This window comes from Leifsonia sp. EB34, from assembly GCF_041260585.1.
In the GTDB taxonomy this organism is placed as follows: domain Bacteria; phylum Actinomycetota; class Actinomycetes; order Actinomycetales; family Microbacteriaceae; genus Leifsonia.
In genome coordinates this window covers 932231-948719 of sequence record NZ_JBGCCV010000001.1, presented here as the reverse complement: position 1 = coordinate 948719, position 16489 = coordinate 932231, and the positions used below count along the sequence as shown (strand labels likewise).

The 16489-nt window shown below is 72.4% G+C and carries 16 protein-coding genes; 11 read left to right on the top strand and 5 right to left on the bottom strand.

Annotation, left to right across the window (positions count from 1 at the left end; genetic code table 11):
- Positions 1-61 precede the first annotated feature (61 nt).
- Positions 62-1054, top strand: a complete 993-nt coding sequence (locus ABIA36_RS04485; RefSeq protein WP_369961069.1) for a D-alanine--D-alanine ligase — start codon at positions 62-64, stop codon at positions 1052-1054.
- 97 nt (positions 1055-1151) lie between these two features.
- Positions 1152-1433, top strand: a complete 282-nt coding sequence (locus tag ABIA36_RS04480; protein ID WP_369961068.1) for a hypothetical protein — start codon at positions 1152-1154, stop codon at positions 1431-1433.
- 171 nt (positions 1434-1604) lie between these two features.
- Here ABIA36_RS04480 and ABIA36_RS04475 read toward each other — a convergent pair whose 3' ends face one another.
- Positions 1605-3056 carry a PucR family transcriptional regulator gene (locus tag ABIA36_RS04475; protein ID WP_369961067.1) on the bottom strand — a complete coding sequence of 484 codons (1452 nt, stop codon included), beginning with the start codon at positions 3054-3056 and terminating at the stop codon, positions 1605-1607.
- Between the two features lie 94 nt (positions 3057-3150).
- Here ABIA36_RS04475 and gabT point away from each other — a divergent pair, with 94 nt between their 5' ends.
- From gabT to ABIA36_RS04450, 5 genes are all read left to right on the top strand, one after another.
- Positions 3151-4512, top strand: a complete 1362-nt coding sequence (gene gabT / locus ABIA36_RS04470) for a 4-aminobutyrate--2-oxoglutarate transaminase (RefSeq protein ID WP_369961066.1) — start codon at positions 3151-3153, stop codon at positions 4510-4512.
- The gene (locus ABIA36_RS04465) at positions 4509-6005 is read left to right on the top strand and encodes an NAD-dependent succinate-semialdehyde dehydrogenase (protein WP_369961065.1); all 1497 of its coding nucleotides are present in this window, start codon (positions 4509-4511) and stop codon (positions 6003-6005) included. Before gabT ends, ABIA36_RS04465 begins: the two co-directional genes overlap by 4 nt.
- 123 nt (positions 6006-6128) lie before the next feature.
- On the top strand, positions 6129-6986 hold the full coding sequence (locus ABIA36_RS04460; RefSeq protein WP_369961064.1) for a universal stress protein: 858 nt from the start codon (positions 6129-6131) through the stop codon (positions 6984-6986).
- A 118-nt stretch (positions 6987-7104) separates the two neighbouring features.
- Positions 7105-8028 (top strand): ZIP family metal transporter, encoded by a 924-nt coding sequence (locus ABIA36_RS04455; protein WP_369961063.1) that lies wholly within the window; start codon positions 7105-7107, stop codon positions 8026-8028.
- Between the two features lie 53 nt (positions 8029-8081).
- Positions 8082-8543 (top strand): phage tail protein, encoded by a 462-nt coding sequence (locus ABIA36_RS04450; protein ID WP_369961062.1) that lies wholly within the window; start codon positions 8082-8084, stop codon positions 8541-8543.
- Between the two features lie 12 nt (positions 8544-8555).
- On the opposite strand, the gene ABIA36_RS04445 is transcribed toward ABIA36_RS04450, so the two are convergent.
- Entirely contained in the window at positions 8556-8789 is a 234-nt protein-coding gene (locus ABIA36_RS04445; RefSeq protein ID WP_369961061.1) for a three-helix bundle dimerization domain-containing protein, read from the bottom strand.
- A gap of 35 nt (positions 8790-8824) precedes the next feature.
- Here ABIA36_RS04445 and ABIA36_RS04440 point away from each other — a divergent pair, with 35 nt between their 5' ends.
- The 3 genes from ABIA36_RS04440 (at position 8825) to ABIA36_RS04430 (ending at position 11393) form a co-directional block, all read left to right on the top strand.
- Complete coding sequence (locus ABIA36_RS04440) at positions 8825-9520, top strand: PhzF family phenazine biosynthesis protein (protein WP_369961060.1); 696 nt, start codon at positions 8825-8827, stop codon at positions 9518-9520.
- Positions 9517-10422: a hypothetical protein gene (locus ABIA36_RS04435; protein ID WP_369961059.1), complete on the top strand. Its 906-nt coding sequence runs from the start codon at positions 9517-9519 to the stop codon at positions 10420-10422. The genes ABIA36_RS04440 and ABIA36_RS04435 overlap by 4 nt, the downstream gene beginning before the upstream one ends.
- 170 nt (positions 10423-10592) lie before the next feature.
- Positions 10593-11393 (top strand): hypothetical protein, encoded by an 801-nt coding sequence (locus tag ABIA36_RS04430; protein WP_369961058.1) that lies wholly within the window; start codon positions 10593-10595, stop codon positions 11391-11393.
- Between the two features lie 128 nt (positions 11394-11521).
- Here the strand turns inward: ABIA36_RS04430 and ABIA36_RS04425 are convergent, their stop codons facing one another.
- Together ABIA36_RS04425 and ABIA36_RS04420 are read right to left on the bottom strand one after the other, a co-directional pair.
- Complete coding sequence (locus ABIA36_RS04425; protein WP_369961057.1) at positions 11522-13015, bottom strand: catalase; 1494 nt, start codon at positions 13013-13015, stop codon at positions 11522-11524.
- A 13-nt stretch (positions 13016-13028) separates the two neighbouring features.
- Entirely contained in the window at positions 13029-13475 is a 447-nt protein-coding gene (locus ABIA36_RS04420) for a Fur family transcriptional regulator (RefSeq protein ID WP_369961056.1), read from the bottom strand.
- 114 nt (positions 13476-13589) lie between these two features.
- Between ABIA36_RS04420 and ABIA36_RS04415 the strand changes: the two genes are divergently transcribed.
- Complete coding sequence (locus tag ABIA36_RS04415) at positions 13590-14699, top strand: hypothetical protein (protein ID WP_369961055.1); 1110 nt, start codon at positions 13590-13592, stop codon at positions 14697-14699.
- On the opposite strand, the gene ABIA36_RS04410 is transcribed toward ABIA36_RS04415, so the two are convergent.
- The gene (locus ABIA36_RS04410) at positions 14681-16408 is read right to left on the bottom strand and encodes a cation:proton antiporter (RefSeq protein WP_369961054.1); all 1728 of its coding nucleotides are present in this window, start codon (positions 16406-16408) and stop codon (positions 14681-14683) included. The genes ABIA36_RS04415 and ABIA36_RS04410 overlap by 19 nt on opposite strands.
- Between the last annotated feature and the right edge of the window lie 81 nt (positions 16409-16489).

Genomic DNA, 16489 nt, shown 5'->3' with positions numbered 1-16489 from the left:
CCGAGACGCTCGAGTACGCGGATTGTTCGCGTACTCGGCGGGTTGTGGGTAGCGTGGCGGGATGCGGATCGCAGTGCTGTTCGGCGGCTCCAGCGAGGAGCGGGATGTCTCGATCGCGAGCGCGGCGCCGGTGGTGCGCGCGCTCCGCGGGCTCGGCCACGACGTGCTGGCCGTCGACACGGCCTCCGGCGCCCTCGACGCGGCCGCCGAGACGCGCGTGCTGACGGGCGCGGTGGGCGTCGCGCCTCCCGAGTCGACGGCGCTGGCCCGGCTGGCCGGCGCCGGGAGCGCGCTGCGGCTGCCCGCGGAGGTCGCCGGCGTCGACCTGGTGTTCCTCGCGCTGCACGGCGGCTCGGGGGAGAACGGAGAGCTGCAGGCGCTCCTGCAGCTCGCCGGCATCCCGTACACCGGCTCCGGCCCGCTCGGCAGCGGGCTCGCGATGGACAAGGAGCTCACCAAGCGCGTGCTCGTCCAGGCCGGCGTGCGCACGCCCGACTGGGTGCTGGACCCGCTCGAGCCCGGCGCCGCGGCGGCGCAGCTCGGGCTCCCGGTCGTGGTGAAGCCGAACGCGCAGGGCTCGACGGTCGGGCTGAGCATCGTGCGCGACCCCGACGAGCTGGACGCGGCGGTCGAGCGCGCGGCGGCGTTCGGCTCCGTGCTCTTCGAGCGTTTCGTCCCGGGCCGCGAGTTGACGGTCGGCGTGCTCGGCGACGAGGCGCTCGCCGTGGGGGAGATCGCGGTCGACCCGGATTCTGCGTTCACGTACGGCGACAAGTACCAGCCGGGCGCGGTGGCGGAGACGTTCCCCGCCGACGTGCCGGCCGAGGTCGCGGCGGAGGCCAGGGCCGCGGCGCTGACCGCGCACCGGGCGCTGCGCCTGAGCGGCTACAGCCGCACCGACTTCCGCCTCGACCGCGACGGCGCGCTGTGGACGATCGAGGTGAACTCGCTGCCCGGCCTGACGGCGACCAGTCTGCTGCCGCAGTCCGCGGCGGCCGTCGGGATCGGCTACGCAGAACTGTGCCGCCGGATCTGCGACCTGGCGCTGAGCTGAGCCTTCCGCGTTTTCACAAAGTCTCGTTACCTGAACGACCTGTAACGATCAGCCCGGGCGGGGTTGCCTCCCGCATCCCGTGGGTTTGAATGGAAACATGCGCAGTGTCGGTTGGTCGTTGTTCGGGTTCGCGTTCGTCGTGGCTGCCGTCGCGCTCGGAGCCCTGACCACCCCGGCCGTCGACCACGGCCTCGCCACCGTCGCGGTCACCCACCACGCGGGCTTCACCCGCCGCCAGTGGGTGGACCTCGCCGTCGCCGCGCTCTTCTTCATCGCGGCCGCCGCGGCCGCCGGCGCGCTGATCGTCACCCGCCTGCGCGCGGCCTCCCACGCCGCTCACGCGGTGCCCGCCGACGCGCTGGTCCCGTCCGAGAGCTGACCCGCCGGCGTCCCGGCTCCGCGACTCCACAGGGGTCGCAACACGCCGCTACGCGCGCCGCATAACGGCATGTCGCGCCCCCTGTCCCGCGCATCCGCCTGGCACAACACGCCGTGTGGAGGCTGCGCTGCGCGGCGTGTCCTGCCAGGTCGTTGGAGGGGCTGGCCGGGCCTACTCCGCTGCGCGGAGCGCTGCGTAGAGGTCGGCACGCGCGGCGAAGCCGCCGAGGTCGCGGCCGAGCAGCCGCTCGGCGTCCGCGACGCGCGCCCGCAGCGTGTGCCGGTGCATCCCGAGCCGCCGCGCGGCCACGTCGTAGACACCGTCGGCGTCCAGCCAGGTCCGCAGGATGCCGGGGAGGGCCGGGTCGGCCTCCGCCAGCGGCGCGAGGGCCGTCGCCGCGACGGCGCGGGCGTCCGGCGTCTGCAGCAGGGCGAGCATCCCGGCCGCGGCCACGTCGTCGAAGGAGGGCACGGGCTCGTCTCGGGTCGAGCGCCGGGCGGCGACTCCCGCCTGTGTCACGCCCGACGCGAGCGCCCCGAACCCGACGGGAGCGGACGAGCCGCCGCGCAGCTCGAACCGCTCCGCCACCTCCGCGATCGTCTCCTGCGACGCCCCGAGCGCAACGAGATCCTGCCCGTCGCGCGCGAAGAAGCCGTCGCCACCGGCCTCCAGCCAGTCCGCCGCCGCGGCGGCGGCCGCGCCGTGCAGCACGGTCACGCGCGCCGGCTGGTCGGGCAGCGCGCCGAGCACCGGCTCGGCCACGGCCTCCGCCAGCGCGACGTCCCCGGCCAGCAGCGCCCGCCACACCGCCGTGCGGAGCCGCGCCCGCGCCGCGTCGGTCGCGCGGCTCTGCTCGAGCGCCAGGCCGGCGAGCGCGACGACGCCCGTCACCACCTGCTGCGCCGCCTGGTCGAGCCCGTCGGAGCCGATCGCGAGCACACCGCGCAACCGCCCCGCCGCGCCCAGGGTCTGCAGCGTGAAGGGCCCGGCGTCCGTCCCCGCCGTCCCCGCCGCCCGGCGACGGCTGCGCAGCAGCGGCTCGGCGGCGGCCGTCAGCACAGCCCGCGCCGCGGCGTCCAGGGACCCGGACGGCGAGAGCCGGTCCAGCGTGCCGTCCGCACCGATCAGCGCGACCGGCCGGTCGATCTGGCGGGCCAGCTCGGCGAGCACGGCGCCGAGCGCGTCCGGCCGCAGCGCCGCGAGCGAGATCGCACGGGAGGCCCGCAGCGCCCAGGTGTTGCGGGCGTAGGCGTCGGCGGCGACCCGATCCGCGACGAACCGGGCCACCGCGATGAACGGCGTCCGGTACGGCACCTCGAACAGCGGGAGACCGTGCCGGGCGCAGGCGGCGACCAGCGGCTCCGGGGTGTCGCGCACGACCTCCGTCCCGAACCCCAGCCCCGCGATCCCGTGCTCCACGAGCCGCCCCACGTAGGGGTCGACATCCTCCGGCGTCCCGGTCACCAGCAGCACCTGGCCGGGCGAGAGGAACGGCGTCGGATCGGGGAGGTCGGAGCTGTGCGCCCACGACAGCGGGGCATCGAGTTCGCCGACGTTGCCCGGGGTGAGCAGTCGCAGGCCGAGCTCCGGCCGGGCGAGGAGCTGGGCGAGGGTCGCGGGCATCGGGGCACTCCATCTGCCAGGGTGTCGATTCCTGACGTTCGAATTGTACGACCCGTCCAGGCGCCGACGTCGCCCTGCTCCTTACGATGCCGCCATGACCATCGTTTCTCCCGCCTCCGCAGCCATCGTCGGCGGACCCTCGCTCCCGCAGGAGCGCCGGCTCGTCACCCCCATCCCCGGCCCCGAGTCGCGTAAGCGCGCCGAGCGCAAGGCCCAGGCCGTCGCCGCCGGCGTCGGCGCCACCATCCCCGTGTTCACCGTCGCAGCGGGCGGGGGTGTGCTCGTCGACGTCGACGGCAACTCCCTCATCGACTTCGGCTCCGGCATCGCCGTCACCGGTGTCGGCAACGCCGCCCCTCGCGTCGTCGAGGCCGTGACCGCCCAGGTCGCAGCCTTCACCCACACCTGCTTCACCGTCGCCCCGTACGACTCCTACGTCGACGTCGCGGAGGCCCTCAACCGCCTCACGCCCGGCGACTTCGCCAAGCGCAGCGCGCTCTTCAACTCCGGTGCGGAGGCTGTCGAGAACGCGGTCAAGATCGCCCGCCACTACACCGGCAAGCAGGCCGTCGTCGCCTTCGACCACGCCTACCACGGCCGCACCAACCTCACGATGGGCCTCACCGCCAAGAACCAGCCGTACAAGAACGGCTTCGGCCCGTTCGCGCCCGAGATCTACCGTGCGCCGCTCAGCTACCCGCTGCGCGACGGCGGCCTCTCCGGCGCCGAGGCGGCCAAGCGCGCCATCAGCATGATCGAGAAGCAGATCGGCGCCTCCAACCTCGCCGCTGTCATCATCGAGCCGATCCAGGGCGAGGGCGGCTTCATCGTCCCCGCCGACGGCTTCCTCCCGGCCCTGCAGGCCTGGGCGAACGAGAACGGCGTCGTCTTCATCGCCGACGAGGTGCAGACCGGCTTCGCCCGCACCGGCACCATGTTCGCCTCCGAGCAGTTCGGCATCGTGCCCGACCTGATCGTCACCGCCAAGGGCATCGCCGGCGGCCTCCCGCTGTCCGCAGTCACCGGCCGCGCCGAGATCATGGACGCGCCGCAGGTCGGCGGCCTCGGCGGCACCTACGGCGGCAACCCGCTCGCCTGCGTGGCCGCGCTCGCCGCGATCGAGACCTACGAGCAGGAGGACCTGGCCGCGCGCGCCCGCGCCATCGGCGAGATCCTGTTCGAGAAGCTCGGCGCCCTCCGCGACGCCGACCCGCGCGTCGCCGAGGTGCGCGGCAAGGGCGCCATGGTCGCCATCGAGCTGGTCGACGCCGAGACCGGCGAGCCGGACGCCGCGCTGACCTCCAAGGTCGCCGCCGCCGCCCACGCGGCCGGCGTCGTGCTGCTCACCTGCGGCACCTACGGCAACGTGATCCGCTTCCTCCCGCCGCTCAGCATCCCGGACCACCTCCTCATCGAGGGGCTGGACGTCGTCGCGGAGGCGGTGGCCAACGCATGAGCGCCGTCGACACCGTGACCACCGGAACCGCCGAGTTCACCGCCAAGGAGGCCGACCTCCTCGCCCGCGTCCCCGACGGCCTGTTCATCGGCGGCGCCTGGGAGCAGGGCACCCGCCCGCAGATCCAGGTGCAGGACCCGGCCACCGGCCGCGTCATCAAGCGCATCGCCAACGCGACCCCCGACGACGGCATCCGCGCCCTGGACGCCGCCGTCGCCGCGCAGGACGCCTGGGCCGCGACCGCACCGCGTGTCCGCGCCGAGATCCTGCGCCGCGCGTTCGACCTGCTGCAGGAGCGCCGCGACGACTTCGCGCTGCTGATGACGCTGGAGATGGGCAAGCCGCTGGCCGAGGCCAACGGCGAGGTCACCTACGGCGGCGAGTTCCTGCGCTGGTTCTCTGAGGAGGCGGTGCGCATCGCCGGCCGCTACGGGCAGAACCCCGAGGGCACCGGCACGATGGTCGTCTCGCAGCGACCGGTCGGGCCGAGCTTCTTCATCACGCCGTGGAACTTCCCGCTGGCGATGGCGACGCGGAAGATCGCTCCCGCGCTCGCCGCCGGCTGCACCGTCGTGGTGAAGCCGGCAGAGCTGACCCCGCTGACCACGCTGTTCTTCGCACAGCTCCTGGCCGACGCGGGCGTGCCCGCCGGTGTCGTCAACGTCGTGCAGACGAACACGTCCGGCGCCGTCTCCGCCCCGATCATCGCGGACCCGCGCCTCCGCAAGCTGTCGTTCACCGGCTCGACGCCGGTCGGCCGCGCCCTGCTCGCGCAGGCCGGCCAGAACGTGCTGCGCACCTCCATGGAGCTCGGCGGCAACGCCCCGTTCGTCGTCTTCGAGGACGCCGACCTGGACAAGGCCGTCGAGGGCGCGATGCTCGCGAAGTTCCGCAACATCGGCCAGGCCTGCACCGCCGCGAACCGCTTCATCGTCCACGAGGACGTCGCAGAGGAGTTCGCCCGCCGCGTCACCGAGAAGGTCGACGCCCTGAAGATCGGCCCCGGCACCGAGCCCGGCGTCACCATCGGCCCGCTCATCGACGACCGCGCGGTCGCCTCGATGACCGCGCTCGTGGGCGACGCCGTGTCCCGCGGCGCCCGGGTCCTCAGCGGCGGAAAGGCCCCAGAGGGCGACGGCTTCTTCTTCGAGCCGACCGTGCTCGTGGACGTGCAGCCCGGCAGCGACATCCTCCGCGAGGAGATCTTCGGCCCGATCCTGGCGATCACGACCTTCTCCACCGAGGAGGAGGCCGTGGCGCGCGCGAACGAGACCGAGTACGGTCTGGTCGGCTACGTGTTCACCCAGGACCTCGCGCGCGGCCAGCGCATGATCGACCGCGTGGACACCGGGATGATGGGCCTCAACACCGGGCTCGTCTCCAACGCAGCGGCCCCGTTCGGCGGCGTCAAGCAGTCGGGCCTCGGCCGTGAGGGCGGGCTCGAAGGCATCCACGAGTACCTGAGCACGAAGTACACGCTCATCCCCGCCTGACCCGGCGGCACGGGCGGCCCGCGGACGACCGCGGGCCGCCCGAACCAGCACCACCCGAGCCTCCCCACCCCTGAGGCGCCCATCCCGAACCTCCTGCACCACCCGAGCCGGAAGAAGCAGACCATGACCACCACTCAGCGCATCCTCGTCGGATACGAGGCCACCCCGTCCGGAGACGACGCCCTCGCCGCCGGAGCCGCGCTGGCCGCCTCCCTCGGGGCGGACCTCGACGTGGTCCTGGTCATGCCGGACACCTCCCGGCGCGGAAACGTGCCGAACGACCCGGCCTACGACGCCCTCCTGCGCGACACCGCGGAGGGCTGGCTGGCGGACGCGCGCACTCGCGTCCCGTCGTCGGTCGCCTTCAGCGGGCGGGTCGTCTTCGGCGACTCGCTCGCAGAGGGCCTGCTCACCGCCGCGGAGGAGCTCGGCGCCACGCTGATCGTGGTCGGCGCGGCGCGCGGCGGCCTGCTCGGCCGCTTCACCGTCGGCTCGGTCGCGGGGGCGCTGCTGCACGCCTCGCCGATCCCGGTGCTGCTCGCACCCGAGGGCTGGCGCGACCACGCCCCGCGGCTCACCCGCGTGACCAGCATGGTCGGCACGCGAGCGGGCGCAGCCGACGTGCTGACGACCGGCGAGCGGCTCTCCGCCGCTGCCGGCGTCCCCCTGCGGCTGGTCTCCCTGCTCGCCCTCGACCTTCCGGGCGACGCGGCCGCTCCCAAGCAGACCGTCGGCGAGCACCACGCCGCCGCCGTGCTGGAGGAGGCCAGCGCGGCCACCGGCGTCGTCGCGACGGCCGTCGTCGCCAAGGGCGACAACATCCAGCACGCGGTGGCGCGCCTCGACTGGGAGCCTGGAGAGATCGTCGTCGTAGGCTCCAGCCGCCTCGCACAGCCCAGCCGGCTGTTCCTCGGCTCCACCGCGGCCGCGATGCTGCGCGAGCTGCCCGTGCCGATGGTCGTGGTGCCGCGGACGGAGTGAGGCAGGGGAGGGAACCTGCGACTCCTCTCAATAGATTCTTTGTAAGGCGAGGCTTACCTTACAATCGATTGCGGCCGGCCTGCCGGTTCGATGTCAACAGCCTCCACGAAGGATCTTCATGTCTCCCATGGGTGTCGCCGCTCTCGGCGCCGTCGCCGGTCTCACCATCTTCCTCGGCCTGCCGATCGGCCGGCTGCGCTCGAACGCGGTCGGCCTGAAGGCCGCGCTGAACGCGCTGGCGACCGGCATCCTGATCTTCCTGCTGTGGGACGTGCTGTCGCAGGCGTGGGAGCCCGTGGACAAGGCGCTGTCGTCGCACCAGATCGGCCCGGCGCTCGGGCAGGGTCTGCTGATGGCCGCGTGCATCGGAGTCGGCCTGCTCAGCCTCACCTACGTCGACCGGTACATGAAGCGGCGCGCGCTGGCGCTGGCGTCGCCGATCCGGCCCGAGGCCGGCCCGGACGGGTCGCCGGCCGCACCCGGCGCCCAGCCGTACGGCTCGAACCAGCCGCACGGCGGCGCGGGCATGGGCGCGGTGGGCACCGCCACCGGCGTCGCGATCGTCGCCGCAACCGAGCTCGAGTCCCGCGCCGGCGCCCGCCGCCTGGCGCTCACCATCGCGATCGGCATCGGGCTCCACAACTTCGCCGAGGGTCTCGCGATCGGCACCGCCGCCGCGCAGGGCGAGCTCGCTTTCGCCGTCCTGCTCATCATCGGCTTCGGCCTCCACAACGCCACCGAGGGCTTCGGGATCGTGGCGCCGCTGAGCGGCAGCCGGCCGTCCTGGGGCTACCTCGCGCTGCTCGGGCTGATCGGCGGCGGCCCCACCTTCCTCGGCACCGTCATCGGCCAGGCGTTCCACAGCGACGTCGTCTCCATCGCGTTCCTCGGGCTCGCGGCCGGCTCCATCCTCTACGTCGTCATCGAGCTGCTCGCCGTCGCCCGCCGCACCGGGATGAAGACCCTGGTCGCGTGGTGCATCTTCGCCGGGATCGTCGCCGGCTTCGCGACCGACGCCATCGTGACGGCCGCGGGAGCCTGAACCCGCGCGGCAGATTCGTTAGGCTCGGGAAAGTGCCGAGTGAGGAGGGCCGCATGCGCCAGGTCGTCGATTTCGTGAACGTGTCCACGGAGGGACTGGAGTCGAGCCCCGTCGCGCCCGCGCTCGCCGGCCTCCGCGCCAACGAGTCCCGCTACTTCAAGAACAAGTACGACCACGACTTCGCGACCGCGCCGGCCGCCGAGGAGCGGGAGGCCCTCGATTGGGTCAGCCGCATCCTCGCCGACGAGCGCGGCATCGTGATCGCCTCGCCGGCCCTCGAGGTCACCTCGTTCGAGGTGGACGGCATCCGGATGGCCTACGTGTTCTACGAGTCGGGCCTGTCGATCAACGTCATGTACACGATCGCCGACGCGGGCAAGCGCGCGGTCGGCTTCAAGCTGTCCGACGGCATGGAGGTGCCGGAGGAGCTCGCGTCGTTCAAGTTCGCCCGTCAGAAGTCGAAGCTCGCGGGGACGATCCGCGGCTCCTACTTCGTCATCAAGGGCACGTACTGAGGCGGCACGGGCTCACGCCAGCGGGGTCACCTCCGCTGCCAGCTCACGCTTGACGTCGTGCTCGATGAGCACCGGGATGAAGTCGCGCACGGGCGCGCCGGTGTAGTCGAGGTGCCGCCGGTGCACCAGGTCGGCGATGCGGTCCCGAGGGACCTGGGGAAATCGCTCCGCGAGCCGATCGACGGCGTGGTCGACGGCGACCTCTTCGTCGGTGGGGGCGGCGGGGATGGGGGCCTCGTCACTCATGGCGTGATTATCGCTCGCATGACAGGGTGGGGGCTATGGATGAAATCGAGGTAGTGGTCGTCCGCGTCTTCACCGACGAACGCGGCGCCAACGGCAACGAGCTGGGCATCGTCACCAGCTCACCCGCGACGGCCGGGCGGGAGCAGGACATCGCGGCCGCCTTGGGCTTCAGCGAGACGGTCTTCGTCGACGCGCTGGACTCGGCGGGCGGCATCGCGACGATCCGCATCTTCACCCCCGCCTCGGAACTCCCGTTCGCGGGCCACCCAAGCGTCGGGACGGCGTGGTGGCTGGCCCACGAGCGCACGCCGGTCGGCGCCCTCGCCGAGAAGGCGGGTGACGTCGCGGTCTCCGTCGACCTCGACGGCGACTGGGCCGCGATCGACGCCCGCGCCGCCTGGACCCCCGATTTCACCTGGCTGCCGCTGGACTCCCCGGCGGCGGTCGAAGACCTCGACCCGTTCGCGTTCACCGAGGGCCAGCACTACGCCTACGCGTGGATCGACGAGGAGGCGGGGACGCTGCGCGCCCGGATGTTCGCCCCGGCGATGGGCATCGTGGAGGACGAGGCCACCGGCGCGGCGGCCGTCGCCCTCACCGCGAAGCTCGACCGGCCGCTGCGGATCGTGCAGGGCGAGGGCTCCGAGCTGGCCACCGAGCCGCTCGACGGCGGGCTCGTCCGCGTGGGCGGGACGGTGGTGTACGACCGCACCATCGACGCGACGCTGTGAGCGGGCAGAATTTCGCGGTCGAACTGATCCCGGTCGGCGAGCCGGGCGACGGTCCCGAAGGCGACGGGCTCGTCGGCGTTGCGGCGACCGACGACGGTGCGGTGTGGCTCACGTTCAGCGAGACGGGCAAGGTCGGGCGTCGCGCCCCGGACGGCGCGCTGGCCTTCCTGGAGCTCGGATCCGATGCGAGGCCGGTCGGCGTCCGCGCGGCGACGGAGGACACCGTCTGGGTCGTCGACCGAACCGGTGACCGCCTGCTGCACCTCGGCCCGGGGGTCCGCGTCGTCGGCGAACTCGCGGTTCCGTCGCCCGGCGCCCTCCCGCTCGACGTCGTGACGCTGCCCGACGGAACGACCTGGTTCACCGAGCAGTTCGGCGAGGCGCTCGGCCGCATCGACATCCTCGGCCGCGTCGAAGAGTATCCGGTCGGCTCCGAGCGGGCCCCCTCCGGGATCGCGTCGTCGGGCGACAGCGTCTGGTTCTCGCTCCAGGGCCACCGTCCGGCGCTCGGCCACGTGCGCGGCGGCGACGCCGCGATCGAGTTCGTGGAGCTGCCGCTCGGCTCCGGCCCGCTCGGCGTCACGGTCGCGGAGGACGGCGCGGTCTGGACGGCCCTGCACGCGGCGGACGCCCTGGCCCGCGTCGCCCGCGACCGCACGCTGACCCTGCTCCCGCTGGAGGAGGGCGCCGCGCCGTTCACCGTCGCCGCTGCCCCGGACGGCGCCGTCTGGTCATCGCTCTGGGGCTCCGACGCGCTGCTGCGCATCGCCCCCGACGGCACCGAGCAGCGGATCGCCCTACCCGAAGGCTCCGCCCCCCGCGGCCTCACCGTCGCCCCCGACGGCACCCTCTGGGCCGCCCTCACCTCCGGCACCCTGGCCCACGTCAACCCCGCCCCCTGACCAGGCCTCTGGCCCGACGGCGTGGTGGGGGCGGCCCTGGAGTCTCGCGCATTCGCGCGAGTTGCGGTCCAAGTATAAAATTCTTCACCCTAAATGCGGATGCTATGATCGGAAATATCAACATGTAGCTGCCGGGCTGTGAGCCCGGTCCTGATAGCGAGGATTTCCCGATGAGCAGTCACGATCGCGAGAGCCGCGAAGGAGCAACGGGCGAGCCTCGCGCGTACGCGGGTGCTTCGCGTCGCTCAGTCGTCCACGCAGCGGTGTGGGGGGCGCCGGCGATCGCCCTTTCGGCTTCCAGCCCGGCCGCCGCGGCGTCGATGCCGGATGAGCCGGCCGCGGGTTGGGCCTGGATCGACGCCACTGCGTCCCCCAGGATCATTGTCGGGACTGCAGGGTTCACTCACTGGATCCGGAACTTCCAGCTCAGCGTCAGCCCGCCCCACGTCGCGACGTGGGTCGGCGGCAACAGCTCTGTCGAGCCGACAGTGGGGGGCGGTGGATTCGAGGTCGGCCACGTCCTCTCCCCGGTGGAGGGGGGCACTTGCACGATCACCGCGCGCGCAGTCAGCTATGGGGAATACGGGGGCACGACGGTCTATGCCACCGCCACCTCGACGGTGTACGTGGAGCCCGCGAACGCCGGGACGATCGAACTGTTCGAGCCGGATTACTCGAATGTGGCGAAGAGCAATCGCGCGGACGGCTTCGCAGAGCTCAGTGGCACTCTGGCACTCAACGAGGGCGCTGAATTCCCGGAATTCGTCTCGTGGGATGCCTTGGAACCGAACGCGGCAGATCCGATCAGGGAGGGTCGGCGGACGCTTGTGGACCCGGACACGGGTGCATTCACCATCATCCTGCCTGCAGACGGCTTCCCTTCGATGTACCCGTTCTGGGCCGGGAACCGAATCGCAGTGTGGGCGCGGGGATTCGGATCTGCACAATCCGTCTGGCTGCGCTTCGTTTAGATTCGATTCTCGACACACGGATGCGCGGTTCCCTCGGTGTGGTCGAGCACGCCGGCAGCAGCGAACGGAGGAGCCCGCGGCCAATCCCGGCCGCGGGCTCCTCCATTAGCGTCAGCGGATCGGGACGGCTACTCGCCGACCCCCACGAACTCCGCCGCCTCGTCCGGGTCGGCCACGTCCGACTCCAGCCGCGCGCGCAGCGCCGCGCCGAGGCCCGCGTCCACGTACGTCCAGTACTGGATCGCCCGCTCGCGGATGTCCTCCCGCGTCACCCCGCCGACCGCGCCCGCGATCGTGTCAAGGAACCGCTCCTTCGCCGCGTCGTCGTACACCTCGCGGTAGAGGGTTCCGGCCTGGCCGAAGTCGTCGTCCTCCGCGTGCAGCGTCGCCGCCGCCCGCACCAGCGCGCCGTCCGACTCCCACGAGCCCTCGCCGGCCGCCCCCGCGTCCGCGGCCGGGCCGCCGAACGAGTTCGGCGCGTACACCGGAGCCGAAGCCGGCTTGAAGCCGTGCTGCGCGGCGCCGTCCTGCGAGTAGTTGTGCACCGGCGCGACCGGGGCGTTCACCGGCAGCTCGTTGTAGTTGGTGCCGACGCGGTAGCGCTGCGCGTCCGGGTAGGAGAACACGCGCGCCATCAGCATCTTGTCCGGGCTGATGTCGATGCCCGGGACGGTGTTGGCGGGGGAGAACGCCGCCTGCTCGATCTGCGCGAAGAAGTTCTCCGGGTTCTCGTTCAGCGTGTGGATGCCGACCGGGATGAGCGGGTAGTCGCTGTGCGGCCACACCTTGGTCAGGTCGAACGGGTTGAACCGGTAAGTCTTGGCGTCCTCGTACGGCATCACCTGCACGCTCACCTTCCACGCCGGGAAGTGCCCGCGCTCGATCGCCTCGTAGAGGTCGCGGCGGTAGTAGTCCGCGTCCTCACCCGCGATCTGCTGCGCCTCGGCGCCGTGCATCTCCTCGTTGCCCTGCAGCGCGTGGAAGTGGTACTTCACCCAGAACCGCTCACCGGCCGCGTTGATCCACTGGTAGGTGTGCGAGCCGTAGCCGGGCATCGTCCGCCACGAGCGCGGGAGGCCGCGGTCGCCCATCAGATAGGTGACCTGGTGAGCCGACTCCGGCGACAGGGTCCAGAAGTCCCACTGCATGTCGGCGTCGCGCAGGCCGGAGCCCGGGAGCCGCTTCTGCGAGTGGATGAAGTCGGGGAACTTGATGCCGTCGCGGATGAAGAACACCGGGGTGTTGTTGCCGACGATGTCGTAGTTGCCCTCGGTGGTGTAGAACTTCACCGAGAAGCCGCGGACGTCGCGCCAGGTGTCGGGGGAGCCCTGCTCGCCCGCGACCGACGAGAAGCGCTGCAGCGTGCGCGTCGTGGTGCCGGGCTGGAAGACCGCGGCCTTCGTGTACGCGCTCACGTCGCCGGTCACGACGAACTCGCCGAACGCGCCGCCGCCCTTCGCGTGCACGATCCGCTCGGGGATGCGCTCGCGGTTGAACTGCGCGAGCTTCTCCACGAGGTACCGGTCGTGGAGCGCGGTCGCCCCGTCCCGTCCCGACGTCAGCGAGTGCGCGTCGCTGGCGACCGGGGTGCCGGTCTGGGTGGTCGTGTGGTTCTCCGTCATGGTTCTCCTAACCTCATTCGGCGTGCGACGGGGCTTTCGCCGCGCGCTCCTGGCAGGACGGGCACAGCCCCCAGAAGGTGACCTCCGCCATCTCGACCGCGTACCCGGCCGCCCCCGAGGGGTGCAGGCAGGGGGCGTGGCCGACGACGCACTCCACATCCGCCACCGCGCCGCACGAGGTGCACACGACGTGGTGGTGGTTGTCGCCGACGCGCCGCTCGTACAGCGCGGGCGAGTGGGCGGGTTCGATCCGCCGCAGCAGGCCGGCCGTCGTGAGGTCGCCGAGGACGTTGTGGACGTTCTGGATCGAGGTGCCGGGCAGTGCGGGCAGCACTGCGCGGTACACCGATTCGGCGTCCACGTGGGGATGCGCGTCGAGCGCGCGCAGGACGGCGAGCCGCCCCTGCGTCACGCGCAGGCCCGACGCGCGCAGGGCGCCTTCGAGCTGTGCGGTGTCCATGCGTGCCACGCTACCCGTTCTCTTTTGAGCAACTCAAAACAAGGTGCATCCCGGGAGTGGCGCGGGCGTCCTCTAATCTTGCATGAGAAGTTTCAAGGCGGAGGGTGGCTCAGGGTGACGCGCGGATTCCAGGTGGACGCTCTCGGAGCGCGGCTGCGCGTCTCGCTGACGGGGATGCCGGAGTCCGACGCCGAACGGCTCCGGGAGCAGTGGCGACGCCTGGCGTGCGAGGGCGACGTGACGGGCACGGTGACCGTGGCGGCCGACGCGGGTGGCGGCGCGGACGCCGGCGCGGACGGCGGCGCCGACGTCCGTGCCGATGTCACTGGCCGGGACCTCGACGAGGTGGGCGTCGCCCTCCGCCGCGCCATCAACCGGCGCGCGATCGAGGCGAACCGCGGCGACCTGGCGATGTTCCACGCGGCGGGTCTCGCCGATCCCGCGACGGGTGATGTCATCGCGCTCGTGGGGCCGTCCGGCGCCGGCAAATCGACCGCCGCCGCGACGCTCGGGAGGACGCTGGGCTATGTCTCGGATGAAACAGTCGCCGTCACGCCCTCCGGTGAGGTGCTCGCCTTCCCGCTGCCGCTCGCGCACAAGCGGTCGGAGACGCGCGGCCGTCATGTCGTCGGCCCCGACGAGCTCGGGCTGGTGCGGCCCGGCCCGAAGCTCCGGCTGGCGCGGATCGCCCTCCTCGTCCGCAGCCAGGAGGCGACGACGCCGATGGTCGAGACCGTCGGGCTGCGGGAGGTCCTCGGCGACCTGGCCGAGCAGGTCAACTACTTCAGCTCGCTGCCGCGACCGCTGAGCCTGCTCGACGGACTGGTCCGGCGGTGCGGGGGCGTGCAGGTGATCGGCTATCGCGAGGCCGCCGATCTCGTGGAGCCGGTCCGTGAGCTGCTGCGCGGCGGCACGGACCCCGGTCGGACGGACGCCGGCGCCACCTACAGCCGCGCGGAGGTGGACGACTGGATCGACCTCGGCGGGGAGGCGGTCGTGCACGCGCGGGGCACGATCACCCGGCTGACTCCCGTCTCCTCACTCGTGTGGAGGCTGCTCGAGGTCCCGCTGACGCTGCCCCGGCTCGTCGCGGAAGCCGAGCGCGCGTTCGGCCCGGCGCCGGACGGGGGCAGCGCGGACGCGATCCGGGCCGTGCTCGGCGAGCTCGCCGACGCCGGCCTCGTGCGGCCGGCCCGCGCCGCCCGTCACCTCGCGCGGGACTGAAGCCGCGTCTCCTCGATGTCGAGCATCGACTGCGCCTCGCTGAGGATGCGCGACGGGTAGGCGCCGCGCGCCCGTTCCAGGTGCAGCCGGTCGCGCTCGGCGTCCACCACCGCCAGCCGCAGCGTGCGGTACACGTGGTGCGGCCGACCCTCCGGCGGGGTGTCCTGGAGCACGATGCGCTCCCACGCGGCCTCGGCGCGCAGGTACGTGGTCTGGCGCACGCGCTCCACGACCTCCGGGTCGACCGGTGCGCTGGTGCCCGCCGCGACCTCCGGCTCGTCCAGGACGGAGAGGCCGGCCTCGCTGAGGTCGTCGAGGAGCTTGGCGAGCAGCCTCCTGTCGTCCTTGACGTCGATGCCCTGCAGCCCCAGCACGCGGATCAGCCACGGCAGGGTGCCGCCCTGCACGACGAGGCTGACGAAGGCGACCGTGAACGCGATCAGGATGAGCTGCGGGCGATACGGGATGTCGGCGGGCAGCGACTGCGCCGCCGCCAGCGTGACGACGCCGCGCATCCCCGACCAGCCGAGGACGACCCCGCCCTTCCAGTCGATGGCCTCCTGGCGGAACTCCTCCAGGTCGCTGCGGTGCCGCACGTAGCGCAGCTCGGCGCGCCGCTTGCGCTGGGCCTGCCAGCGGTAGCGCACCGGATGGTCGCGGAAGTAGCTGATCAGCAGCCACTCCCGCAGCACTTGCTTCTCGGCGCGTTCGCCGCGTCTTCGGAGGGCGAAGATGAGCGGGCCGATCAGGATGTAGCGGATGACGACGAGCGAGGCCATCGCGATGAGGCCGATGCCGACCGCGTCCCACACGCTGAGGATCTCGGGGTGCTCCACGTCGGAGATGAGCGTTCGCAGCTCCAGCCCGATGAGTAGGAAGACGCCGTTCTCGAGCAGGAACTGGATGGTGTGCCAGTTGATCCGGTCGCTGATCCGCGCCTGCGCGCTGAAGTGCCGCGGCGCCGCGTGGCCGGTGTAGAGGCCGGTGACGACGACGGCGAGCACGCCGGAGCCGTGCAGCGCCTCCGTGGGGGCGAACGCGGCGAACGGCACGACGACCGACAGCGCCGTGTCGAGCACCGGGTCGGTGAGCTTCGAACGCACCCACACCGTGACGAAGCCGACCGCCAGGCCGACCACGAGGGCGATGATGACCGCGGAGAAGAAGTCGAGCACGCCGGCGAGCGGGGTGGCCAGGGTGCCGACCGCGGCCGCGAGGGCCGTGCGCAGCAGTACCAGGGCGGTGGCGTCGTTGACCAGGCCCTCGCCCTCCAACACGGTCAGCAGACGCGGCGGGAGGCCGAGCTTGCGGCCGATGGAGGTCGCCGCGACCGCGTCGGGCGGGCTGATGATCGCGCCGAGGGCGATGGCCGCGGCGAGGTTGAGGTCCGGCAGCATCGTGTAGAGGACGAAACCGGAGGCGAAGGCCGTGACGACGACGAGGAAGATCGACAGCCCCGCGATCGGCGCCAGGTTGCGGCGGAAGTCGGTGAGCGGGACGCTGATCGCCGCCGCGTACAGGATCGGTGGCAGCAGCCCGTCGAGGATGATCTCCGGCGGCACCTCGATCTCCGGCATCCCGGGCAGCACCGAGAGGGTGACGCCGACGATCACGAGGATGATGGGCGCGGCGACGCCGAGTTTGCGGGCGAAAGCGGCTACGCCGACGATCACCGCGACGGCGATCACCGCATAGACACCGAGCTCCATGTCTTCCAGCCTACGGAAGATTTCAGACGTCTGAGAACACGTTCAGACAGTGAGTGCCCGATGGGTGGTGCTCGGCGCGGC